The sequence below is a fragment of the Vulcanimicrobium alpinum genome, from assembly GCF_027923555.1.
GTDB classification, from domain to species: domain Bacteria; phylum Vulcanimicrobiota; class Vulcanimicrobiia; order Vulcanimicrobiales; family Vulcanimicrobiaceae; genus Vulcanimicrobium; species Vulcanimicrobium alpinum.
On record NZ_AP025523.1, the window covers coordinates 668,215 to 689,811 of the forward strand.

A 21,597-nucleotide genomic window follows, 5' to 3' on the forward strand; every position below is an offset into this window, starting at 1 on the left:
AGGCTGCGCGCTACCCGCGCGCACCGGCGAGCGCGCTGCCGCAGGTGCAGGTGCGCTCCGCCGGGATCGCCGCGATGATCTTGAAGATGCCGTTCTTCACGCGCTCGTTGTTGCTCGCGAAGACCTTCATCACTTCAGCGTGCGAGACCGGTTCGATCCCTTCGAGACCGACGTCGTAGTCGGTGATCAGCGAGATGTTCACGTAGCACATCTCGAGTTCGCGCGCGAGATACGACTCGGGATAGTTGGTCATGTTGATGACTTCCCAGCCGTGCGAGGCGAACCACTTCGACTCGGCGCGCGTCGAGAAGCGCGGCCCTTGAATGACGACGATCGTGCCGTGGTCGTGCGTGTCGATGTCGAGCGAGCGCAGCGCGTCGACCGCGATCGGGCGCAGCTGCGCGCAGTAGGGATCGGCGAACGAAACGTGCGTAGTCACCGGGCCGTCGTAGAACGTATCCTTGCGGCCGCTGGTGCGGTCGACGATCTGATCGGCGACGACCATCGAACCCGGCTTGACCTCGGGCTGCAGCGAGCCGCACGCGGTGGGGCCGATGATGCGCGTGACCCCCAGCGCCTTCATCGCCCACGCGTTGGCGCGATAATTGATCGACTGCGGAGGATAGCGGTGGTCCTTGCCGTGCCGCGGTAAGAACGCGACCTTCTTGCCGGCGATCTCGCCGAGCGCGATCTTGTCGCTCGGCATGCCGTAGGGGGTTTCGATCCAGACCTCGCGCGGGTTCTCGATGAGCGAATAAAAACCCGAGCCGCCGTAGACGCCGATCTCGGCGCGCTCTTTCGTCGTTTCCATGCCGTCGCTCAGATAGGACGCGCGCGGCGAAATCCCCGCCCGCCTGCGCGCGCCGGTCGGACGCCCGTGGGTGTTGACGGCGCGGCGGCGCATTCGTATTATACCGACTAGTCGGTATGAAAAAAGCACTCGAGAAGCCGCCGCGCGCGAACGCCAAGACAAAACTCCTCGATGCCGCCCTCACGGTGATCCGCGCAAAGGGGTACGGCGCCGCGACGGTCGACGAGATCTGCCGACTGGCGGGCGTCAGCAAGGGCAGCTTCTTCCATCACTTCGCCGACAAAGAAGCGCTTGCGATCGCCGCCGCCGAGCATTTCTCCGATCGCGCCGACGCGCTGTTCGGCGCCGCGCCGTATCAGGACGACGCCGATCCGCGCCGGCGCGTCCTCGCCTACGTCGATTTGCGCGCCGCGCTGCTGCGCGGAGATTTCGCCGACTTCACCTGTCTGCTCGGCACGATGGTGCAGGAGACGTACGCGACGCACCCGGCGATCCGCGAGGCCTGCGACGTGCACATCCGCCGCCATGCCGGCGACGTCGCGGAGGACCTCGCCGCCGCGCGCGATGCCTACGCGCCCGATGCGACGTGGGATGCGCAGAGCATGGCGCTGTTCACGCAGGCGGTGATTCAAGGCGCGTACGTGCTGGCGAAGGCACACGCCGATCCGGACGTCGCGGCCGACTGCATCGCGCACTTGCGCCGCTATCTCGAGACCCAACTGGGCGACGAACGCCCCACCTGACGGAGGGACAGTCATGCAGATGCGACCCAACCTGAACTTCGCCGGCTATGCGAGCGACGTGCTCGCGCACTATCACGCTGCGTTCGGCAGCGATCTCGAAATCATCCGTTTCGCCGGCTCGCCCGCGGCTGAGCACGTGCCGGCCGACTGGGGCGAGAGGATCCTCTACCAGCCCCGTGAAAAAATCGGCGCGTGGTTCGCGAACTGCCCGTTCAGCACGGTTTTCGGGAGGTCGGCGGACCCCTCGAAGCCCGTTGCCGAGCGGTTCATCTCGAAAACGCCCCTCGGGTCAGCATCACTTCGCATCATGTCGCGGCCCTCAGATTGCGTATCCTGATCAAGTTGTACGCCGCGGCCGTCCAGCGCACAATGTCGCCGACCAGATCAAGCCCGCGGAAATGCACCTTGCGCAATCGGCCGATCGTCTTGCCCCACCCGAAGCTCTCCTCGATCAACTTGCGCCTGCGTTGACTCACCGTGTAGCCCGGATGGCGGACGGTTCGGCGGTCGATCGCGCTGCGGCGACGGGTCGTATTTTGAGCAACGTGCGGCGTCACGTTGAGCGCTCGCAACGCCTCGACAAAGTCTTTGGTATCGTACGCCTTGTCGGCACCGAGCGTGATTCGGTTGCTTCCGCTGACCCCGCGAATCAATTCCAGCGCTGCTTCGCGTTCGGCGATCCCGGTCGCGCGAGTGGTCTTCACGCCGACTATCAAGCCGTTGCGATTCTCCATCAGAGCATGTCCGAGATAGCCGAGAATCGCCGGCGCGCCGCTGCTCTTGCGGTACAACCGCGCGTCCGGATCGGTACTCGAGACGTGCGTCTCGTTGCTGCGCGGCCGGCCACGAAAGTTCACGCCCTCGTTGCGACCGCCGCTCGAGGTCGGCGGTTCGTCGTCCGACTTGGGCCGAAAGCTCTTGTGGCTGGCCCACGCCTCGATTAGCGTCCCATCGACGGTGAAATGCTCGTTCGAGAGCAGTTCGTCGGCACGCGCCCGCTCGACCACGGCGGCGAAGAACCGCTCGGAGATTTCGCCATTCAAGAACCGATCGCGGTTCTTGCTGAACGTCGAGGGGTCCCAGATCTTGTCGTCCATGCTCAAGCCCACGAACCAACGAAAGAGCAAATTGTAACGCAACTGCTCCAGCAGCATCGGCTCGCTGCGGATCGAGTAGAACATTTGCAACAGCAAGGCTCGCAGCAGCTTCTCCGGCGCGATCGATGGCCGGCCCCGTCGGGAGTAGAGCTTGGAAAACTCCGGCGAGAGTTCGCGCAGAATTTCGTTGACCATCACGCGCATCGGGCGCAACGGATGATCGCCGGGCACGGTGTCTTCCGGCTGCAACGTCGTCCAAACGGATGCACGCTGCTCATCATGAGTCCGCATCGGCCGCAACCTCACCAAGGTATGAGGAGACTTGCTCTTATAATACGCGAAAAACGCCGTCACGCCAACATCAACTCGGCCGATTTTTCATCGGCCTGCTACGGACGTCTGCGCACGCCATACGGTGAGATCGACGGAGGAGCAACCGAGAGCACATGTACCTCGCCGAAGTATTCGCCGCTCCTATTTAAATGTTGTAGAGGCGGATTGTTACCGCTCGCTAGAGCATGTAGCCGATGTCGGACGAGAAAGTCGGATACGTAAAAATCATGCTGCGGAGCTTTGTCGCGGAGAGCCCGAGCTGAATGCTCATGGCGAACACATTGAAGTCAAGTCCCAAATCTGCTGTAATTCCGGTTCGTCGATCGCGTAAGTTAGGCTGCTCGTCTGTCTCGTTTTACGGCGGCCGGCTTGGCCACCGTCGTTGCTTTCCATTCGAAGTATTCGGTCATGTCGAAGTAGGCTCGGCTTAACCATTCGTCGTTTTGCTCGGAGAGTAACGCGCCGACCATGCGAATCGCTGCGGCGTCGTTTGGGAAAATGCGAATGACTTTCTCCCGGCGACGAATCTCTTCATTGAGCCGCTCTTGCATGTTGCTCGTGCGCAGTCGCCGACGATATTTCTCCGGCAGCGGCAAGATCGCAAACATGTCTTCGAACGCTCCTTCCAAGCACACGCACGACTTCGGCGCTGTTTCTGCGAAGCGGGCCATGAATTCCGCATATCGACGCTCGGCCTCTTTGCGATCAGTTGCGAGAAAGATCAGCCGAGCTGCAGCGGTTACGTTTTCGCGTTCTTTCTTGGGCGCGTGATCGAGCAAGTTCTTCATCACGTGGAACTGGCAGCGCTGCCATGTCGCGCCGACGAATTGCTTGGCGATCGCCTCGCGTAAGCCCGAGTGATTGTCGGAGACGGCAACGTCGACGCCGTGCAAGCCGCGTGCTTTGAGGCCGCGAAAGAACTCGTTCCACGTCGCAAAGCTCTCCGAATCGCCGATCGAAAGACCAAGGATTTCTCGGTATCCGTCAGCGCGAATGCCGCTCGCGATGAGGAGCGCTTTGCTGACGACGCTCTTGTCGGTGCGCACCTTCGTAAAGAGCGCGTCAACGATGATGAACGGGTACGCCGCATCAAGCCGACGATTCAAGAATCCCGCGACCGGCTCGTCAAGGGCCTTCGCGAGGCGACTGACCGTCGACTTCGAAAACGACGTCCCACACAGACCTTCGGTTATCCGCGTGACCTTCCGCGTCGAGACGCCGTTGACGACCATCTCCATCAGGCCCACGACAAAGGCTTGTTCGCTGCGGCGATAACGCTCAAAGATGTCGGTTGAGAAGCTGCCGTCGCGCGTTTGCGGCACGCGCAGGACCAGCGATCCGACGCGGGTCGAGAGCTGTCGATCGCGATACCCATTCCGATAGCCCTCCCGTTCTTGACAGCGTTCGTACCGCTCGGCGCCCAGATGATCGCGCATCTGCGCCTCGAGCACTTGGTTCAAAATCGTTTCGACGAGCTTCCCGAGCGCCGCAGGTTGATCGAGCAACGCTGGAATCGCGTCGCGGGATAGGGTAAGATCGTAATCGGCCACCGTTCCGGTCCTTTCGATTGAAGTGTTGTCAACGTCAATCTTCGAACCGGAGCGGTGGCTACCCGCCCGCTGAATTTACATCAATTATAGGGACTCTGCCGCCGCCAACGCGGCGGATGAGGTAAAGTATGCTTCGTCCGGCGTGCGCCCGTCAAGCGACGAGTGCGTCCGGCTGCTGTTGTAAAAGACGATATAGCGCCCGATACAGGCCCGTGCATCGGAACCCGATGCGTATGCCCGCAGATAGACCTCCTCGTATTTCAACGACCGCCAGAAGCGCTCGATAAACAGGTTTTCGCGCCAGCAGCCCTTGCCGTCCATGCTGAACCGCGCGCCGAGTTCTTCGCGAATGAGCGCCACGAACTCGCCGCTGGTGAACTGGCTGCCCTGATCGGTGTTGAATATTTGGCGCTTCAGGACTTCGGGTGGGCGGGCAAGAGGTCGAGCCCACCACAGTGGAATAGAATCGCCGCTGCAAATCGGCCCTCATTGCGATAGCCGCGCGCGCGGAATTTGATCATTTGGATCTTGCTGTTGAGGCTCTCGGCTGCCGCATTGGTGATCGGCTTGCGAATGTACGTGATGATGTTCGCAAAGTGACGTTTGAGCGTGCGCGCGACGCTGATCATTTCGGGCAATTGAGAGTGCGTCGCCCACCGGTACCAATCGGCAAAGAAACGACGCGCTGCGGACTCACGCCGATATCGCCAGAACTCCGTAAAGTGCTCCTTCATCGACCACGCGCGGCCAAGGCGTTTGTACTGGCTCCGCAAGGCGCTCAGATCACGTCGTTCGTCGCGGTCGAGATTCGCAAACGAGCGCAACCAGGAATACTTAGTCCCTTTCAATGCCGTTCGGTCGAGCGTCTTGTCACGCATCATCGCTCGACGAGTGAGATCGACGGCTTTGGTGAGATATGCCGTGATGTGGTACTTATCGAAGACGATCTTCCGTGCCGCATCGGGCACGTGTGCTACGGTCGACTCGAAGTACGGCTGCCACATATCCATCGCGATGCCCTCAATGGCATGAAGTTGTTCGTGCGAAAGGCCGTCGTAGAAAGCGTCAATCGATTCGCGCTTGCGACCGCGACCGACCCACAGGACCTCGCCGCGGTCCAAGTCGGACACGATCGTGAAGTACCGATGCCGCTTTTTGACGGCCTTCTCGTCGATGCCGAGATGCCGCACAAGACGTGGCAGTCGCCGCTGCTTACCGCGCTCGACCGCCCGGAGCATAATGGAATCGACTTGCTCCCAGCTGATGCCCAAGCGACGCGCGACCGCCGCGACGGACATCTCGAGTAGGAGGGCGATCGCCAAACGCTCGAAGCGCGACGTAAACTCGGTGCGACCGCTTGACCAGGGAATCGCAACGGTCGTGACGCCGTGCTCGGGACAATCGATCCGGGGTACGGAGGCGTGCAAGAAAAGTTGGTCGCCGGCCAGATCGAGGTCACGCCAGACGCGCTCGCGATGATCGTGCTTGGGGCACTCCCGATCGCATTTTGGACAGCGACCCGCGCCTTGCCATTCAAGCCGAACATCGACCCGATTTCGCTCGAGATCGAGCTTTGATTCGGTCACGTCCCAAGGATCTTCGACGCGCAGCAACCCGCGGATGAATTCGGTGTCTCGCATGGCGTAGCATTACGACGGCCGACCGATTTCCTCTCGCCCGCCCACTACAAAACCGGAAGACCCGAATATTTCCGGCTTGCCGTAAAGCGTCACGGCCTCGCGAACCGCCTCGATGCAGAAGTCTGTCGAAGTGTGTTCGAGAGCTTCCACGCGAGAATGCGGCGCGTCGCCCAATCGAGCACCGCGAAGAGATATAGGAACCCGCGCTCCATCGGGATGTAGGTGATGTCGGCGGCCGAGACCTGATTCGGGCGATCGATCGTCACGCCGCGCAGGAGATAGGGGAAGACCGGATGCTGCGGATTCCGGTTCGTCGTTTGCTGCTTCTTGCGATACAGCGCCTCGATTCACATGACCCGCGTGAGCCGTGCAACATGCCGGCGCCCAACTCGATACCCGAGTCGCTTCAGTTGGTCGCGCAATTGCCGGGCGCCCATGTGCGGACGGTCGGTATGGATCCGATCCATCTGACGCATGAGTGACGTTGCCCCGGATGTCAGGCCGCGGATAACCGTGAGTTTGGGGTAGTGCGATGATGCTCGATGAACTCGGCCGGCGTCAAGCCGCCGAGCGCGGTGTGGGGTCGGCGATGGTTGTAATCGATGCGCCATGCTTCGATCGCGGTGCGAGCGTCGAAGAGCGTGGGAAAGGCGTGCTCGTTGAGTAACTCGTCTCGGAAACGTCCGTTAAAGCTCTCGACGCTGCCGTTCTGAGTCGGCTTGCCGGGTTCGATAAAGTGCAGCTCAACGTTGACCCGCGCGGCCCAACCGAGCATCGCGTTGCTCGTGAACTCGGTTCCGTTGTCGAACTTGAGCGTCGGCGGTAGACCGCGCTCTTGCGCGAGACGTGAGAGCACGCGCACGACACGCTCGTCGGTGAGCGAGAAGTCGACTTCGATGCCGATCGACTCTCGGGTGAAGTCGTCGATAATCGTCAGCGAGCGAAACTTTCGCCCGTTGCTGAGCGCGTCGTGTACGAAGTCGAGCGACCAGCGTTCGTTCGGCCGCGTGACCGGCGGCACGACGTTGCCACGGACGTATCGTACGCCACGCTTACGTCGACTGCGCAGCTGTAGACCAGCGTTGCGATAGATCCGATGAACTCGCTTGTGGTTCACGACGAAGCCTTCGCGGCGCAGCATGATCGTGAGCCGGCGGTAGCCGAACCGACGGCGTTCTGCGGCGAGCGCCTTGAGCCGCTCGAGCAACGCCGGATCGTCCGTCCGCCGCACGCGATACTGCGCGACGGATCGCGGACAACGCGCGATGCGGCATGCGGCGCGTTGGCTCACACCGAGGTCTTGCAGGGCCCTCACCGCGGCTTTTCGCTGCGAGGGCCCCAGGAGTTTTTTGCGATTAGCTCTTTCATCGCGTCGTTCTCGAGCGAAAGGTTCGCGATGATGCGCTTCATGCGCCCGTTCTCGTCTTCGAGCACGCGACCGCGGGCGACCTCGCTGCTCTGCATGCCGCCGTACCGGGATTTCCAGGCGGAGATGGTGTTCGGATGAACGCCGTGTCGACGGCCGAGCTCGATGAACGAGGCGCCGGCGTCGTGTTCTCGGAGGATCGAGACGATCTGCGTCTCGGTGAAGCGGGACTTCCGCATGCGGGCTTCCTTTCGGCCCATCGGCCGGGGAAACCCACGTATCAACTGACCCGGATCACCGGGGCAACGTCGCGCCGCCATTCGACGCGTCGCTCTGCCGCCGCAGCGTGATTGCCTCGCCGGGCGGCGCGGTGTTCACGATCAGCGAGCTCGTCCGCGAGCGGCTCGCGGTCACTCCATGAAGTCGGACGGTTTGAGTTCGTCGATGAACTTCTTGAACTTGGTGGTTTCTTCGGGGTCGCCGCCGACTTTGTCGGGAACCGTCTCTTCGAGCGCGATCTTGTCGCTCACGAAGATCGGCGCTTGCATCCTCAGCGCCAGCGCGATCCCGTCGGACGGACGCGCGTCGATCTCCTGAACGTCGCCGTTGGTGCGGACGATCAGCTTGGCGAAAAATGTCGAATCTTTGATGTCGTGAATGACGATCTGTTCGAGTTTCGCCGAGAGCGATTCGAGCAGCGTCCGCATCAAGTCGTGTGAAAGGGGGCGCGGCACCGCGGTACCTTCGAGGGCCAGGGCGATTGCGGTGGCCTCGAACGGTCCAATCAGGATCGGGAGATACCGCTTGCCCTCGAGGTCCTTCAGGATGACGACGGGGTCGTGCGTGAGGAGATCGATCCCGAGTTTGTCGACCTTCATCTGCCGCATCGGCGGATACTCCGGGGGCGCCGCGTACAACTCCTCCGGCGATTCGCTCGCCGCCGCTAGGTCGCACGGTGCGTTCTCGCGTACGAAGCGCCTCCGTGGCATTGTCGTGCGGTATCGTCGGGCTTCCCAACGTGGGCAAGTCGACCATTTTCAACGCGCTCACCCGCTCGGCGCAGGCGCTCGCCGCGAACTACCCGTTCGCGACCATCGAACCGAACGTCGGCGAGGTCCCCGTTCCCGACCCGCGTCTCGGCGTGCTGGCGGGGCTGAGCAGCTCGGAGAAGATCGTTCCGGCGACCATGCGCTTCGTCGACATCGCCGGCCTCGTGCGCGGGGCCGCGAGCGGTCAGGGTTTGGGGAACGCGTTTCTCTCGCACATCCGCGAGACCGATGCGATCGCGATGGTGGTGCGGGCGTTCCACGACGACAACGTGACGCACGTCGAAGGCGGTCCCGATCCGCTGCGCGACATCGAGATCATCGCGATCGAGATGGCGCTGGCCGATCTCGCGTCGCTGCAGAAGAAGCGCGACAAGCTTCAGCGCGAGGTGCGCGCCAATCCGAAGGAGGCGCCGAAGCTCGAAGCGCTCGACCGGCTCATCGCGGCGCTCGAAGCGGGACGGCCGGCGCGCGCGTTTCCGCCCGATTCACCGGAAGCGGCGATGGCGCGCGAGTCGTTTCTGCTCACCGCGAAGCCGATGCTGTACGTCGCCAACGTCGATGAGTCGCAGATCGCCGAACCGGGGCCGATGGCGCAGGCCGTGTTCGCGCACGCGAAGGCCGAGAACAGCCGCGCGATCGCGTTCAACGGCAAGATCGAGTCGGAGTTCGCCGGGATGAGCGACGACGACGTCGCGATGTTCCGCGCCGATTACGGTATCACGACCGGCGGCCTCGATCGTCTCATTGTGGAAGCCTACGATCTGCTCGGGCTGATGACGTTTCTCACCACCGGCGAGAAAGAGACGCGCGCCTGGATGATCGAGAAGGGCACCAAAGCCCCGCAGGCCGCGGGCAAGATCCACAGCGACATCGAGCGCGGCTTCATCCGCGCCGAGTGCATCTCGTACGACGACTACGTCACGTACAAGACGCTCGACGCGATCCGCTCCGCCGGCAAGTTGCGCTCCGAGGGCAAAGACTACGTGATGCAGGAGGGCGACGTCGTCGAGTTCCGGTTCAACGTCTAACAGGCCAATGAAAAATCGGCCGAGTTGATGTTGGCGTGACGGCGTTTTTCGCGTATTATAAGAGCAAGTCTCCTCATACCTTGGTGAGGTTGCGGCCGATGCGGACTCATGATGAGCAGCGTGCATCCGTTTGGACGACGTTGCAGCCGGAAGACACCGTGGCCGCCGATCATCCGTTGCGCCCGATGCGCGTGATGGTCAACGAAATTCTGGGCGAACTCTCGCCGGAGTTTTCCAAGCTCTACTCCCGACGGGGCCGGCCATCGATCGCGCCGGAGAAGCTGCTGCGAGCCTTGCTGTTGCAAATGTTCTACTCGATCCCCCCCGTGTCAAGATAGAGTGGTACCGGTAGCATAGGGAGTTTTTTGTACAACGTTCGTCGCAGCAGCAGAGCTGTGGATAACGGGGATACTGTGGAAAACATCCGGAACGATGCAAAGCACGCGGGGGCGAGAAAGTCCTGCAACAGATGCAGTCCTCGAACGGAACCGTTTCAACGGAAATCAAGGCAACCAGTTCACCCCAAAAACCTCAGCGACGTCGGTTCTCCGCCGCCGAGAAGCTGCGCATCGTGCGCGAGGCTGATGCGCGTCCAGCCGGCACGATCGGAGCGTTTCTCCGGCGCGAAGGTATTTACTCATCGCAGCTCTATGCCTGGCGAAGGCAGCGCGATCAAGGCGACCTCGATCCAGGTGCGGTGCGCCAACGTGCAAAAGCCAAAATGCAAGCCGACGAGGTTGCGCAGCGGCTCAAAGAACTCGAGCGGGAAAACCGGAAACTCCGTCGCCAGTTGGCGCGCAGCGAGCCGATGCTGCTGGAGCAGTTGCGTTACAATTTGCTCTTTCGTTGGTTCGTGGGCTTGAGCATGGACGACAAGATCTGGGACCCCTCGACGTTCAGCAAGAACCGCGATCGGTTCTTGAATGGCGAAATCTCCGAGCGGTTCTTCGCCGCTGTGGTCGAGCGGGCGCGTGCCGACGAACTGCTCTCGAACGAGCATTTCACCGTCGATGGGACGCTAATCGAGGCGTGGGCCAGCCACAAGAGCTTTCGGCCCAAGTCGGACGACGAACCGCCGACCTCGAGCGGCGGTCGCAACGAGGGCGTGAACTTTCGTGGCCGGCCGCGCAGCAACGAGACGCACGTCTCGAGTACCGATCCGGACGCGCGGTTGTACCGCAAGAGCAGCGGCGCGCCGGCGATTCTCGGCTATCTCGGACATGCTCTGATGGAGAATCGCAACGGCTTGATCGTCGGCGTGAAGACCACTCGCGCGACCGGGATCGCCGAACGCGAAGCAGCGCTGGAATTGATTCGCGGGGTCAGCGGAAGCAACCGAATCACGCTCGGCGCCGACAAGGCGTACGATACCAAAGACTTTGTCGAGGCGTTGCGAGCGCTCAACGTGACGCCGCACGTTGCTCAAAATACGACCCGTCGCCGCAGCGCGATCGACCGCCGAACCGTCCGCCATCCGGGCTACACGGTGAGTCAACGCAGGCGCAAGTTGATCGAGGAGAGCTTCGGGTGGGGCAAGACGATCGGCCGATTGCGCAAGGTGCATTTCCGCGGGCTTGATCTGGTCGGCGACATTGTGCGCTGGACGGCCGCGGCGTACAACTTGATCAGGATACGCAATCTGAGGGCCGCGACATGATGCGAAGTGATGCTGACCCGAGGGGCGTTTTCGAGATGAACCGCTCGGCAACGGGCTTCGAGGGGTCCGCCGACCTCCCGAAAACCGTGCTGAACGGGCAGTTCGCGAACCACGCGCCGATTTTTTCACGGGGCTGCTAGGTCGGGTTCGCGGGCGGCGGCAGCGGAGGCGCGTAGGTCGGAGGCGCCGGGCTGCAGCCTCCGCCGGGGCCCGCGCCCGACGCACCCGACGGCGGGATTCCCGCGCGCATCCGCAGCTCGCGCAGTTCGCGCAGCACCGGCCAGTCGCTGAACGCGAAGATGATCAGCAGGATGAAGTTCGCGCCCGGAATAGGATGATGAGCGCGATCAGGGGGTTGTAGCCGGCTTTTTTGGCGACCATGTAGGCCAGGAAGACGTAAAATGTCGTGATCGCGACGATGAAGATGCCGATAAAGGCAAAGTAGGCGGCGATTCCGGCTGCGACCGCGGCGCCGGAGGCGCCGGTGTCGGAGGACGTTTGCGCGAGCAGGGAGACCATGCGTCCTTGTTCGCCGGAGCGACCGAGCGGTCCGGTCCCGGCGTTCGCCATTTGGAGAGTCCGAAGCCAGGTGAATTCTCCCAATGTCCTAAAGGGACAGGACGGCTCAGGAGGCCTTGCAGTCAATGTCCACCGCCGTACCGGGCACGACCGGGGTTCGCGAGGTCAGCGTCTTCGGCGACGCCATCGCGTATTTCAACGAAGCCGCGGCCCTGCTCAACCTCGACCCCGGGATCAAAGCGATCCTCACCCACCCTTCCCGGCAGATCATCTTCTCGATCCCGTTCCAGCGCGACAACGGTTCGATCGAGGTCTACACCGGCTACCGCGTCCAGTACAATTTCGCGCGCGGCCCGGCCAAGGGCGGGATCCGGTTCCACCCCGGCGTGACGCTGGACGAAGTGACGGCGCTGGCCTTCTGGATGACGTGGAAATGCGCCGTCGTCGATCTGCCGTTCGGCGGCGGCAAGGGCGGCGTCACCTGCGACCCGCGCACGCTCTCGATCTCCGAGATCGAGCGGATCACCCGGCGCTATGCGGCCGAGCTCGTCGAGGTGATCGGCCCCGATAAAGACGTCCCCGCGCCCGACGTCAACACGACGCCGCAGCACATGGCGTGGATCATGGACACCTACTCGATGCACCATCGCATGAACGTGCCGGGCGTCGTGACGGGAAAGCCGCTGGAGATCGGCGGCTCGCGCGGGCGCGTCGAGGCGACCGGACGCGGCGTCTCGATCGTCGCGCTCGACGAGATGGCGCGCTTGGGCATCGATCCGAAAGGCGCGACGATCGTCGTGCAAGGCTTCGGCAACGTCGGCAGCATCGCGGCGAAGATGTTCGTCGATGCGGGCTGCAAGGTGATCGGGATCTCCGACGTCACCGGCGCGTACGTCAACACGAACGGGATCGACGTCAACGGCGCGATCGCCTACGCGCAGGAGCATCACTCGCTCGATGGGTATCGCGGCGGCGACAAGATGTCGAACCAGGCGATGCTCGAGGTTCCGTGCGACGTGCTGGTGCCGGCGGCGCTCGAAAAAGTGCTGACCGTCGAGAACGCGGCGCGGGTGAAGACGAAGCTGATCGTCGAGGGTGCGAACGGGCCGACGACGCCGGAAGCGGATCATCTGTTTGCGCGCAACGGGATTGCGGTGATTCCGGATATCGTTGCGAACGCGGGCGGGGTGACGGTGTCGTATTTCGAGTGGGTTCAGGACCGGCAGGGGTATTTTTGGAAAGAAGCTGAGGTCAACGAGCGGCTGCGTGAGAATTTGATCGATAACTTCGGGGTGGTGCGGGATTTGGCGCGGGCTCGGGGGACGACGTATCGGACGGCGGCGTATATGGTGGCGATTGATCGGGTGGTGCGGTCGTTGAAGGCTCGTGGAGTGTATGCGTAGGGCTCTGCTCGCGTAGTCGCGCGGAGCGCTCCATCACCGGAGCGGGGACGCGGCCCTCGCGCATCGTGCGCGAGGGCCGCTCCGTTTTCCCGCTCCGATGATGGACCGCCCCGCGCGACATGGTCGGGCCGTTTGCGTGAGAGTTGGGGATCGTGGAGTTGCCGCGCGCGTGGCACGCGCGACGGGAGAGGTTCGTCGCTTCGCGACGTTCGTTGCATGCGATGCATTGCTTCGCTCGCATCGCGGTGGCGCGCGTTGTCACGCTGAGCTGGTCGAAGCGTCGCGGGATCGTGCCGGCGTGCCTGGACGCGTGCGTGGGACGCGAACCGGCGGTTCGTCGGGGTCAGCGTGACGCTTGCTGGTTTAGATGACCCAGCGTTCGGCCCAGGTGCTGATTTCGTTGACGATGGTGGTGAGGCTGCTGCCGGAGGTGGTGAGGGTGTAGGTGACGCGGACGGGGCGGTCGTTCGAGACGGTGCGCGTGATGAGGCCTTCGGTTTCGAGTTCGCGGAGGCGTTCGGTGAGGAGGCGGTCGGAGAGGCCGGGGATCGCGGTAAGGATCTCGTTGAAGCGCGCGGGGCCGGCGATGAGGACGCGGAGGACCGCGCCGACCCAACGGCGGCCGAGGAGCTCAATCGCGTATTGGAAGCGGGGGCAGAAGGCGCTGACGGTGTCGCCGATTGCGTGTTTGGGGGGGTTGGCGGGGCAGGTTCTCAGGTGCATATCGTTCTTCTGTAGGCTACTTGACGTAAGTGTAGCACGGTGGTATTCTCTTGTTGAACCTACTAATAGTAAGTCGAATACGAAAGATAAGCTAACGTCATGGATATCGCACTTCTCCTCGTTCGCCTGATCGGGCTCGGCATGGCCGCCCATGGGGCGCAGAAACTCTTCGGCTGGTTCGGCGGCTACGGCATCGCCGGGACCGGCGGCTGGCTGGAATCGATCGGGTTCCGGCCGGGCAAGGCCTTTGCCGTCGCCGCCGGGGCCAGCGAGTTTGCAGGGGGGCTGCTGCTCGCGCTCGGGCTCGGCGGGCCGCTAGGGGCGCTGCTGATCATCGCGGCGATGGTTGTCGCGATCGGCTACCATGCGCAGGGCGGGTTCTTCGCGCAGAAGGGGGGCTACGAGACGGCGTTGCTGTACGTCGTCATCGCGTTCGGGCTGGCGTTCACCGGCTTCGGGGCGTACAGCCTCGACGCTGCGCTCGGACTGACCGGGTTGTACACGCCGACGGTGGAGTGGGCTGCGGTTGGGCTCGGCGTGCTCGGCGGGCTTGCGAACCTCGCGATCCGGCGCAAGCCGGCGGCGTAACGCCGCCTGCATGTATGAAAGCGGCCGCGCTTCGACGAGCTCTGCGTGACAACGCGACGAGCTCAGCGTGACCGAGCGTGCGCTAGAGGCGGCGGGTCCAGTTCTTGGACTTCTGACGGACGGATCGGCGGGACGACTTGTTCGAGCGACGGCTCCTGGGTGGGGCCGTCGTGCTGTTTCCAGGCGCGGAAGCCGCCCTCGAGGATGCGCGCGTTGTAGCCCTGGGCGGCGAACCGGTCAGCGATCTCCGCCGTGTTGCCGCCGCGACCGTCTTCGTCATAGAGGACCACCGGGCGCTCCGCCGCGATCGGCAGCGCGAGGTGCTCCGGGGTGAGCAGGTCGTGCGGACGATACCGGATCGCCCCGCGGATCTCTTCGGCACCCGCGTGCGCGCCCACGTTGATGATCGTCGCGCCGCCTTCGCCGAGCGCGCGCACTTCGTCGACCGTGATCTGCATGTGTGATATCCTACCCGGCGCATGACCGGTTCGAACGAACGCATCGTGCTCGTCACCGGCGCCGGGCGCGGGATCGGTCGCGCGATCGCGGCGCGCTTCCTCGCTTCGGGCGACCGGTGCGTTCTCGCCGTTCGCAGCGACGCAGTGCGCCGGGAACTCGAGGCCGAACTCGCCGGTGAACCGCAGGCCGTCGTCGAGCGATGCGACGTGCGCGATCGGGCGCAGGTCGACGCGCTTGCCGCGCGCGTGCGTGCGCGCTTCGGCCGCGTCGACGTCCTGGTGAACAACGCGGCGATCTTCGAATGCGTCGACTACGCGACGCGCGCGGACGAACTCGATCTCGACGTCGTGCGCAGGACCCTGGAGACGAACGTGCTCGGGACGATCGGGGTCTGCGTTGCGTTCGTGCCGCTCCTGCCGTGCGGTTCGCGCATCGTCAACCTCTCGAGCGACCTCGGACAGTTGGGAAAAGACGGCGGCATGACCGCGACGATGGTCGCGTATTCGCTGAGCAAAGCCGCCGTCAACGCCTACACCTCCGCGCTCGCGAACGCGCTGCACGACCGTGGAATCGCGGTCGACAGCCTGCATCCGGGCTGGATCCGCACCGCGATGGGGGGACCGCACGCGCCGCTCTCCGTAGACGACGGTGCCGAAGCAGTCTACGCCCTCGCCAGCCGCGAACCCGGCCCGACCGGACGTTTCTGGATTGACGGCCGCGTTGCGCCGTGGTGAACGCGCGCTAGGCTGATTCTTCGAGCGCGCTGCGCGATCCGATGAGGCGCGTCGCGCTAGCCAGCATCGCGAAGCCGGCGCACCCGCACGCGATCCACAGCGCCGCGGGCGTCGCCCGCGCCACGATGTCGTGCGCCACGCCGGTCGCGCCGACGGGCTTCGCCCCGAAGGCGGCGAAGACCATCGCGACGAGCGCCGCGCCCAGCGTCTGTCCCGAGAGCCTCGCGGCCGCGAGTATCGCCGCGGCACTGGCGCTCTTCGCCCGTGGTGCGCTCGAGATCAGTTCGCGGTTGTTCGGCGACTGGAAGAAGCCGTAGCCGAACCCGCAGATCGCGCCGTGCGCGACGAACGAGAGCGTCGACGCGTCCGGCGGCATCAGGGCGTAGAGCGCGAGCCCCGTCGTGAAGATCGCCAGTCCGATCGTCGAGAGCACGCCGGCGGGAATCCGGTCGGAGAGACGGCCGGAGGTCGGCGCGATCAGCGCGACGGCGACCGGCCACGAGGTGAGCAGCAGCCCGGATTCGAGCGGCGTTTTTCCGAGGACCGTTTGAAAGTAGAAGGGGAGGCCGACGTAGGCGAGTCCCTGCGCGACGAACGACGCGATCGACGTCCACGACGCAGCCGCGAAGACGCGAATGCGGAAGAGCTCGAGCGCTATCATCGGTTCCGGGAGCGCGAACTGCCGGCGGATGAAGAACCATGCCGCCGCCGCACCGGCGACGAGGCGCGCAGCGATCGTCGCCGCGGCGTCGCCGCGCGCGAAACCGTCGATCCCCCAGATGAGCAGCGAGAACCCGAGCGCGCTGGCGACGACGCTTGCGACGTCGAACCGGCCTTCGCCGCGGATGTCGCGCGGAAGCGAGCGGCTCAACGCGATCGAGGCGAACCCGAGCGGCACGTTGATCGCGAAGATCCACGGCCACGGCGCGATCGCGAGGAAGAGTCCGCCGATCGTCGGTCCCGCGGCAGCGCTGGTCGCGATGACGACCGCGTTGATCCCGAGCGCGCGACCGAGCTGCGCGCGCGGAAACACCTCGCGCAGAATCGCCGGTGCGACGGCCATGATCGCGGAGGCGCCGACGCCCTGCGCCGCGCGCGCCGCGATCAGCACCGGCATCGAACGCGCGAGCGCGCACGCGAGCGACCCGGCGATGAAGGCGACGACGCCGTACCGGTAGACACGCGCTGCGCCGCGCGTCTGACCGAGCGCCGCGAAGGCGAAGAGCGACGCGGTCACGGCGAGCTGAAATCCGTTGACGACCCAGATCGCCTCGACCGGCGATGCGCCGAGATCGCGCGCGATCGTCGGCAGCGCCGTGTTCGCGATCGATCCGTCCAGTACCGACATCGCGGTCGCGATCGCCAGCCCGAGATACGCCGTCCGCCGCTGCGCGAGCGGCAGACCGTCGTGCTGTTCCGTGTCCGACTAACCCTTCGCTTCGAGCGCGGTGACGCGCCGCTCGCGATCGTGATAGGGCACCGACGCTGTTACCCCGTTGTGTCCGTCAGACGAACGCTTGTTCCGCGTGGTACGAACTGCGCGAGAGCGGTCCGGCGACGACCTGCACGAACCTCTTCGCATCGCCGACAGCTTTCAGCCGCGCGAACTTCTCGGGCGTGACGAACTCCTGCACCTTGAGATGACGCTTGGTGGGCTGCAGGTACTGCCCCATCGTGAAGATGTCGACGCCGATCGCGCGCGCATCGTCCATCGCCTGCGCGATTTCGTCCTCGGTTTCACCGAGGCCGAGCATCAGCGAGGTTTTCGTGTACGTCACCTTGCCCGAGCGCTTCGCATGCTCCAGCACCGCGAGCGACTGCCGGTAGTTGGCACGCCGGTCGCGCACGCTCGATTGCAGGCGTTCGACGGTTTCGAGATTGTGCGCCAGCACTTCGGGCTGCGCGTCGAGGACGATGTCGAGCGCAGCGAGATCGCCGGCGAAATCGCCGGTGAGGCACTCGACCTTCGCGTCGGCGACCTTCTTGCGGATCATGCGCACGGTGCCGGCGAAGATCGCCGCGCCGCCGTCGGCGAGGTCGTCGCGATCGACTGCGGTGAGGACGAGGTACTTCCAGCCCAACTCGGCGACCGCTTCGGCGACGCGCTTGGGTTCGAGCCAGTCGACTTCACCCTTCGGCGAGCCGGTCTTCACGTTGCAGAAATGACAGCCGCGCGTGCACGTGTCGCCGAGGATCATGATGGTCGCCGTCCCGGCGCCCCAGCACTCGCCGATGTTCGGGCACATCGCTTCCTGGCAGACGGTGTGCAACTGCAGGCGGCGGACTTCGCCGAGCACGTGCTCGTACGACTCGCCCGACGGAAGGCGGACTTTGAGCCATTCGGGCTTGCGCTTGGGCGGTTCGGGCGAGATGAGATCGATAGTCGTCATGCGAGTTCCAGGCTGGTGTTCGCCGGAAAGGGAAGCGGTGCCCCCGGCGCGAGCACGTCGCACGCGTAGGTGACGCCGAAGCCGCCGGCGAGCGACTCGAGCAGCGCGTCCCGCACGTCGTCGCGCGCGACGTCACGGCAGGTCTGGGCGGCGATCGACGTGATCCCGAACTCCGGCGTCCCGCACGGCGTGATCAGCCGGTCGTAGTCGAGCGCGGTCGTCACGTTGAGCGCGAGACCGTGCATCGACGTCATCCGCCGCACCGCCAGTCCGACGGCGCAGATCGCGTCGCCGCCGACGTAGACGCCGCGATGTTCGGCGCGCCGTTGCGCCTCGATGCCGAATTGCCGCAGGGTGTCGATCACCGCGTTCTCGATTGCGCCGACGAGAGGGACGATCTCGCGAAAGCGCGGTAGCTTGCGGATCGGGTACACCACGATCTGCCCCGGGCCGTGATACGTGACGTCGCCGCCCCGCTCGACCTCGACCACGTCGACGCCGCGCGCGGCGAGCAGGCCGCTCGAGACGAGCAGGTTGGACGTCTTCGCGTTGCGCCCGAGGGTGATGACCGGCTCGTGTTCGACGACGAGCCACGTCTCCGGGGCGCGTCCCTCGGCGACTGCGGCGTGGAGGGCACGCTGCAGCGCTAGGACCGGCGCGTACCGCCGGCGCCCCAGATCGAGCACGCGAGCCGGGTCCGCCATACCCGGATCACGACCCGGCAAGGGTCGCGATGGTTCCCCGGACCGGTGTCAGCGGCGTCCCGCCTCGAGCGCGATCAGACGCGCGTCGATCGCATCGAAGCGAACGTCGATCGCATCGAACTTTTCCAGCATGCGAATCTCGAGGCGCGCGACGCGGTCTTCGAGGCGATCGACCCGCCGTTCGAGCGCGTCGAAGCGGCGCTCGAGCGCGTCGAAGCGGCGCACGATCATCTCGACCGTCGAGGCGATCGCTTCGTGCAAGGACCGGAAACCGTCGAGAATTTCCTGATCGGTCACCGGTCCATCATGGCCGCGCTCCATTGCCGCGACGTTGCCGCCGTACGATCAGACGGCGGCGGGCTGTTTGGCGGGCTTGGCGTTGACGATGTGGATCGCTTTTCCGTGCATGAACTCCGCGGTGTCCATGATCGATTCGGTGAGCGTCGGGTGGGGGTGGATCGAGAGTCCGATGTCTTCGACCGTCGCGCCCATCTCGAGAGCGATGACGCCTTCGCCGATCAGCGACTCCGCTTGCGGCGCGACGATGTGCATTCCCAGCAACAGGTCCGTCTTCGCGTCGCCGATCAGCTTGATGAGGCCGTCCGTCTCGTTCATCGTGCGCGCGCGGCCCGACGCGATCAAATTCATCTTTCCGACCCGCACGTCGTAGCCGGCTGCCTTCGCCTCTTCCTCGGAGAGGCCGATCGTCGCGACCTCGGGATCGGTGTAGACGCAGTTCGGAATCGCGACCGGGTCGAACGCGCTCGCCTTGTCGCCGGCGATCACTTCGGCAGCGACGACGCCTTCTTTCATCGCCTTGTGCGCGAGCATCGGCGCGCCGGTGACGTCGCCGATCGCGTAGATCCCCTCGACCTTGGTCCGGCGCTGCGCGTCGACGTCGAGGAACCCTTTGTCGTTGGTCGCGAGGCCAGCGGCCGCGAGGTTGAGCGTGTCGGTCACCGGCTTGCGGCCGACCGCGACGAGCACTTGATCGAACTCGCGCGTCTCGGGTTTGTTGTTCGTCCCCTCGCCGCTGATCGTCACCTTCGCGCGCTGCGGCCCGCTCTTCTCGATCGTCTCGACCTTCGTGCTGAGCATGATCTCGACGCCCTGTTTTTTGAGGATCCGGCCGAGCGTCTTGCTGATCTCGAGGTCGGTCCCGGTGAGCAGTTGCGGCATCGCCTCGACGACGAGTACCTTCGCGCCCATGCGGGTGTAGACCGTCGCGAACTCGAGTCCGATCACGCCGCCGCCGACGATGAGCATCGTCTGCGGGATGCGCTTGATGCGCACGGCCTCGTCGGAGTTGATGATGACGTCGCCGTCGTGCGGCCACGCCCCGACGTTGATCGGTGCGGAACCGGTCGCGATCACGATCGCCGGTGCCGTGTACTCGTCGGTCGAGCCGTCTTTTTTCTTCAGCGAAACGGTGTTCTTCGAGGTGAACGATGCGTCGCCGTAGGCGAACTCGACGTTGTTCGCCTTGAACAACTGGTTGACGCCGCCGACGTTCGCTTTTACGACCTTGTCGGCGAACGCGGCCACGCCCTCACGGTCGACTTCGGCCTTGGGAACTTTCAGACCGAGCTGGCCGGCGTGCTCGATCTGACGCGAGATCTCGCCGACGTGCAGCAGTGCCTTGGTGGGAATGCAGCCCCAGTTCAGGCAGACGCCGCCGACCTCGTCGCGGTCGAAACAGACGACCTTCTTGCCGAGCTGGCCGAGCCGGATCGCAGCGTGATATCCGCCGGGACCGGCGCCGATGACGAGGGCGTCGACGTTAAAGGGAGCCATGACCTGGACGTTTCTCCTCGAGGCAAGCGCGGGCTGGGACCATCGAACACGACCCGCGCCGAACGGAATATGTTTCGTTCGGCGCTTCGCGCGCGATGGTTCCCGTCCCCGGCGCGCTCAGCCGCGCGGAACGTCGATCTTGTAGGCGCCGAGCTTCTGGTTGGGATCGATCCGGATGTGGACGACCGCCGTACCCTTTTCGAACGCCGCTTCGTAGTCGTAGCGTCCCTTGTCGGGATCGGACGAGGAGGGCTTGAGCCCCTGATAGCCGCCCAGCGCGTGCATCTGATCGGAGATCTGACCGATCGAGGCGCGGGTGACTTCCGCCTTGAGCGCATCGTCCATGTGCGCTGTCGCGCGCTCCATATCGACGTCGTAGACGGCGCGCGTCGTTTCGTCGGCCAGCGTCTGCGGGCTGGTTGCGGAGGGCGACGCGCATCCGCCCGCCGCGAGCGCGATCAGCGCCGCGGCGGGGAGAAGCACTTTTCGCATCGCGGTTAGAGTCGGCCCCACCCGTACGTGGTGGTGGCGACCTTCGTGCCGTCGGCGGGACGCGAGAGGCGTGCCGACGCGACCAACGGGCCAGATGCGGTGCTGCCGGTCGAGGCCGTGTGCTGCGTGCGGCGTTCGCTCATCGCGAGCTGATGGCGCAGGCGCAGCACTTCCTGGTGCTGGATCGCGACTTCGTGCTTGTACGAGGCGTTGATCGCGACCTGATGATTGTAGGCCGAACGTTCCGATTCGTAGGCCGCCTCGGCGTTGTTCGCTTCCGCCTGCGTCTGCGCCTGACGGTAGTCGTACTCGGCGTACTTCTGGTGAACTTTGCGGTTGTGGTTGATGATCAGCAGCGCGGCAGCCGCGCCGCCGATGATGATGTTGCGCGTGCTGGCCGCACCATCGGCGAGGGCCGGCGCGCTCGGGATCGCGGTCGCCGCAAGCGAGGCGGCGAGGGTCAAGCTAGCGAGTCGTCGGTCAATCATGAAAATGAGTGCACTCCTTGTTTCGGTAG

25 protein-coding genes and 3 pseudogenes are annotated in these 21,597 nt (G+C 64.5%); 9 read left to right on the forward strand and 19 right to left on the reverse strand.

The window, feature by feature from the left end; all coding sequences use genetic code 11:
* Window positions 1–10 precede the first annotated feature (10 nt).
* Complete coding sequence (locus WPS_RS03350; protein WP_317996445.1) at window positions 11–811, reverse strand: S-methyl-5'-thioadenosine phosphorylase; 801 nt, start codon at window positions 809–811, stop codon at window positions 11–13.
* A 116-nt stretch (window positions 812–927) separates the two neighbouring features.
* Between WPS_RS03350 and WPS_RS03355 the strand changes: the two genes are divergently transcribed.
* Both WPS_RS03355 and WPS_RS03360 read left to right on the forward strand, forming a co-directional pair.
* A complete protein-coding gene (locus WPS_RS03355; RefSeq protein ID WP_317996446.1) occupies window positions 928–1,554 on the forward strand; it encodes a TetR/AcrR family transcriptional regulator in 627 nt (208 codons plus the stop codon).
* A 13-nt stretch (window positions 1,555–1,567) separates the two neighbouring features.
* On the forward strand, window positions 1,568–1,891 hold the full coding sequence (locus WPS_RS03360) for a hypothetical protein (RefSeq protein ID WP_317996447.1): 324 nt from the start codon (window positions 1,568–1,570) through the stop codon (window positions 1,889–1,891).
* Here WPS_RS03360 and WPS_RS03365 read toward each other — a convergent pair.
* From WPS_RS03365 to WPS_RS03395, 8 genes and pseudogenes are all read right to left on the reverse strand, one after another.
* Entirely contained in the window at window positions 1,860–2,942 is a 1,083-nt protein-coding gene (locus tag WPS_RS03365; protein WP_317994189.1) for an IS5 family transposase, read from the reverse strand. The genes WPS_RS03360 and WPS_RS03365 overlap by 32 nt on opposite strands.
* Before the next feature lie 374 nt (window positions 2,943–3,316).
* Entirely contained in the window at window positions 3,317–4,534 is a 1,218-nt protein-coding gene (locus WPS_RS03370) for an IS256 family transposase (RefSeq protein ID WP_317994492.1), read from the reverse strand.
* An 84-nt stretch (window positions 4,535–4,618) separates the two neighbouring features.
* A pseudogene (locus WPS_RS03375) lies at window positions 4,619–4,942 on the reverse strand (transposase); the annotation flags it as partial.
* Window positions 4,943–4,947: 5 nt separating this feature from the next.
* The gene (locus WPS_RS03380) at window positions 4,948–6,174 is read right to left on the reverse strand and encodes an ISL3 family transposase (protein ID WP_317994728.1); all 1,227 of its coding nucleotides are present in this window, start codon (window positions 6,172–6,174) and stop codon (window positions 4,948–4,950) included.
* A gap of 89 nt (window positions 6,175–6,263) precedes the next feature.
* A complete protein-coding gene (locus WPS_RS03385) occupies window positions 6,264–6,440 on the reverse strand; it encodes a DDE-type integrase/transposase/recombinase (protein ID WP_317996448.1) in 177 nt (58 codons plus the stop codon).
* 81 nt (window positions 6,441–6,521) lie between these two features.
* Complete coding sequence (locus WPS_RS18070) at window positions 6,522–6,785, reverse strand: IS3 family transposase (protein WP_405054913.1); 264 nt, start codon at window positions 6,783–6,785, stop codon at window positions 6,522–6,524.
* Window positions 6,671–7,779, reverse strand: a protein-coding gene (locus WPS_RS03390; RefSeq protein ID WP_317996449.1) for an IS3 family transposase whose coding sequence is annotated in 2 segments (ribosomal slippage) — window positions 6,671–7,527 and window positions 7,527–7,779 — 1,110 coding nt in all. Because the reading frame shifts where the segments join, the coding sequence is not laid out codon by codon here. Before WPS_RS03390 ends, WPS_RS18070 begins: the two co-directional genes overlap by 115 nt.
* A gap of 171 nt (window positions 7,780–7,950) precedes the next feature.
* A complete protein-coding gene (locus tag WPS_RS03395; RefSeq protein ID WP_317996450.1) occupies window positions 7,951–8,457 on the reverse strand; it encodes a bifunctional nuclease family protein in 507 nt (168 codons plus the stop codon).
* Window positions 8,458–8,522: 65 nt separating this feature from the next.
* Between WPS_RS03395 and ychF the strand changes: the two genes are divergently transcribed.
* The 4 genes and pseudogenes from ychF to WPS_RS03415 all read left to right on the forward strand — a co-directional run.
* On the forward strand, window positions 8,523–9,617 hold the full coding sequence (gene ychF, locus WPS_RS03400; protein WP_317996451.1) for a redox-regulated ATPase YchF: 1,095 nt from the start codon (window positions 8,523–8,525) through the stop codon (window positions 9,615–9,617).
* Between the two features lie 98 nt (window positions 9,618–9,715).
* Window positions 9,716–9,955, forward strand: coding sequence for a transposase (locus WPS_RS03405; RefSeq protein ID WP_317996452.1), 240 nt, complete (start codon window positions 9,716–9,718; stop codon window positions 9,953–9,955).
* A 131-nt stretch (window positions 9,956–10,086) separates the two neighbouring features.
* Window positions 10,087–10,401 (forward strand): annotated as a pseudogene (locus tag WPS_RS03410) (transposase); the annotation flags it as partial.
* Window positions 10,402–10,413: 12 nt separating this feature from the next.
* Window positions 10,414–11,274, forward strand: a pseudogene (locus WPS_RS03415) (IS5 family transposase); the annotation flags it as partial.
* A 303-nt stretch (window positions 11,275–11,577) separates the two neighbouring features.
* On the opposite strand, the gene WPS_RS03420 reads toward WPS_RS03415, so the two are convergent.
* Window positions 11,578–11,793: a hypothetical protein gene (locus tag WPS_RS03420; protein ID WP_317996453.1), complete on the reverse strand. Its 216-nt coding sequence runs from the start codon at window positions 11,791–11,793 to the stop codon at window positions 11,578–11,580.
* Between the two features lie 125 nt (window positions 11,794–11,918).
* Here WPS_RS03420 and WPS_RS03425 point away from each other — a divergent pair, with 125 nt between their 5' ends.
* Window positions 11,919–13,196: a Glu/Leu/Phe/Val family dehydrogenase gene (locus WPS_RS03425; RefSeq protein WP_317996454.1), complete on the forward strand. Its 1,278-nt coding sequence runs from the start codon at window positions 11,919–11,921 to the stop codon at window positions 13,194–13,196.
* A 363-nt stretch (window positions 13,197–13,559) separates the two neighbouring features.
* Here the strand turns inward: WPS_RS03425 and WPS_RS03430 are convergent, their stop codons facing one another.
* Window positions 13,560–13,919, reverse strand: a complete 360-nt coding sequence (locus WPS_RS03430; RefSeq protein ID WP_317996455.1) for a winged helix-turn-helix transcriptional regulator — start codon at window positions 13,917–13,919, stop codon at window positions 13,560–13,562.
* Between the two features lie 99 nt (window positions 13,920–14,018).
* On the opposite strand from WPS_RS03430, the gene WPS_RS03435 reads away from it, so the two are divergent.
* Window positions 14,019–14,507, forward strand: coding sequence for a DoxX family protein (locus WPS_RS03435; RefSeq protein ID WP_317996456.1), 489 nt, complete (start codon window positions 14,019–14,021; stop codon window positions 14,505–14,507).
* 62 nt (window positions 14,508–14,569) lie between these two features.
* Here the strand turns inward: WPS_RS03435 and WPS_RS03440 are convergent, their stop codons facing one another.
* A complete protein-coding gene (locus WPS_RS03440; protein ID WP_317996457.1) occupies window positions 14,570–14,965 on the reverse strand; it encodes a rhodanese-like domain-containing protein in 396 nt (131 codons plus the stop codon).
* A gap of 21 nt (window positions 14,966–14,986) precedes the next feature.
* Here WPS_RS03440 and WPS_RS03445 point away from each other — a divergent pair, with 21 nt between their 5' ends.
* The gene (locus tag WPS_RS03445) at window positions 14,987–15,700 is read left to right on the forward strand and encodes an SDR family NAD(P)-dependent oxidoreductase (protein ID WP_317996458.1); all 714 of its coding nucleotides are present in this window, start codon (window positions 14,987–14,989) and stop codon (window positions 15,698–15,700) included.
* Window positions 15,701–15,707: 7 nt separating this feature from the next.
* On the opposite strand, the gene WPS_RS03450 is transcribed toward WPS_RS03445, so the two are convergent.
* From WPS_RS03450 to WPS_RS03480, 7 genes are all read right to left on the reverse strand, one after another.
* Window positions 15,708–17,102: an MFS transporter gene (locus WPS_RS03450; protein WP_317997486.1), complete on the reverse strand. Its 1,395-nt coding sequence runs from the start codon at window positions 17,100–17,102 to the stop codon at window positions 15,708–15,710.
* Between the two features lie 103 nt (window positions 17,103–17,205).
* Window positions 17,206–18,090: a lipoyl synthase gene (gene lipA, locus WPS_RS03455; RefSeq protein WP_317996459.1), complete on the reverse strand. Its 885-nt coding sequence runs from the start codon at window positions 18,088–18,090 to the stop codon at window positions 17,206–17,208.
* Window positions 18,087–18,794 (reverse strand): lipoyl(octanoyl) transferase LipB, encoded by a 708-nt coding sequence (lipB, locus tag WPS_RS03460; protein WP_317996460.1) that lies wholly within the window; start codon window positions 18,792–18,794, stop codon window positions 18,087–18,089. The genes lipA and lipB overlap by 4 nt, the downstream gene beginning before the upstream one ends.
* Window positions 18,795–18,842: 48 nt before the next feature.
* Window positions 18,843–19,091, reverse strand: a complete 249-nt coding sequence (locus WPS_RS03465) for a hypothetical protein (protein WP_317996461.1) — start codon at window positions 19,089–19,091, stop codon at window positions 18,843–18,845.
* Window positions 19,092–19,139: 48 nt separating this feature from the next.
* Window positions 19,140–20,588, reverse strand: coding sequence for a dihydrolipoyl dehydrogenase (gene lpdA / locus WPS_RS03470; protein WP_317996462.1), 1,449 nt, complete (start codon window positions 20,586–20,588; stop codon window positions 19,140–19,142).
* Window positions 20,589–20,705: 117 nt separating this feature from the next.
* The gene (locus WPS_RS03475; RefSeq protein WP_317996463.1) at window positions 20,706–21,080 is read right to left on the reverse strand and encodes a hypothetical protein; all 375 of its coding nucleotides are present in this window, start codon (window positions 21,078–21,080) and stop codon (window positions 20,706–20,708) included.
* 5 nt (window positions 21,081–21,085) lie between these two features.
* Window positions 21,086–21,544 (reverse strand): hypothetical protein, encoded by a 459-nt coding sequence (locus WPS_RS03480; RefSeq protein ID WP_317996464.1) that lies wholly within the window; start codon window positions 21,542–21,544, stop codon window positions 21,086–21,088.
* Window positions 21,545–21,597: the final 53 nt, after the last annotated feature.

Bases quoted from the DNA above. Each gene is read 5' to 3' on its own strand.
- WPS_RS03430 (WP_317996455.1), bottom strand. From the start codon at position 13,919: ATGCACCTGAGAACCTGCCCCGCCAACCCCCCCAAACACGCAATCGGC.
- WPS_RS03425 (WP_317996454.1), top strand. From the start codon at position 11,919: ATGTCCACCGCCGTACCGGGCACGACCGGGGTTCGCGAGGTCAGCGTC.
- WPS_RS03380 (WP_317994728.1), bottom strand. From the start codon at position 6,174: ATGCGAGACACCGAATTCATCCGCGGGTTGCTGCGCGTCGAAGATCCT.
- lipA (WP_317996459.1), bottom strand. From the start codon at position 18,090: ATGACGACTATCGATCTCATCTCGCCCGAACCGCCCAAGCGCAAGCCC.
- WPS_RS03350 (WP_317996445.1), bottom strand. From the start codon at position 811: ATGGAAACGACGAAAGAGCGCGCCGAGATCGGCGTCTACGGCGGCTCG.
- WPS_RS03405 (WP_317996452.1), top strand. From the start codon at position 9,716: ATGCGGACTCATGATGAGCAGCGTGCATCCGTTTGGACGACGTTGCAG.
- WPS_RS03365 (WP_317994189.1), bottom strand. From the start codon at position 2,942: ATGCGGACTCATGATGAGCAGCGTGCATCCGTTTGGACGACGTTGCAG.
- WPS_RS03435 (WP_317996456.1), top strand. From the start codon at position 14,019: ATGGATATCGCACTTCTCCTCGTTCGCCTGATCGGGCTCGGCATGGCC.
- WPS_RS18070 (WP_405054913.1), bottom strand. From the start codon at position 6,785: ATGGCGCATCGATTACAACCATCGCCGACCCCACACCGCGCTCGGCGG.
- WPS_RS03420 (WP_317996453.1), bottom strand. From the start codon at position 11,793: ATGGTCTCCCTGCTCGCGCAAACGTCCTCCGACACCGGCGCCTCCGGC.
- WPS_RS03440 (WP_317996457.1), bottom strand. From the start codon at position 14,965: ATGCAGATCACGGTCGACGAAGTGCGCGCGCTCGGCGAAGGCGGCGCG.
- WPS_RS03355 (WP_317996446.1), top strand. From the start codon at position 928: ATGAAAAAAGCACTCGAGAAGCCGCCGCGCGCGAACGCCAAGACAAAA.
- WPS_RS03360 (WP_317996447.1), top strand. From the start codon at position 1,568: ATGCAGATGCGACCCAACCTGAACTTCGCCGGCTATGCGAGCGACGTG.
- lpdA (WP_317996462.1), bottom strand. From the start codon at position 20,588: ATGGCTCCCTTTAACGTCGACGCCCTCGTCATCGGCGCCGGTCCCGGC.
- WPS_RS03475 (WP_317996463.1), bottom strand. From the start codon at position 21,080: ATGCGAAAAGTGCTTCTCCCCGCCGCGGCGCTGATCGCGCTCGCGGCG.
- WPS_RS03445 (WP_317996458.1), top strand. From the start codon at position 14,987: ATGACCGGTTCGAACGAACGCATCGTGCTCGTCACCGGCGCCGGGCGC.
- lipB (WP_317996460.1), bottom strand. From the start codon at position 18,794: ATGGCGGACCCGGCTCGCGTGCTCGATCTGGGGCGCCGGCGGTACGCG.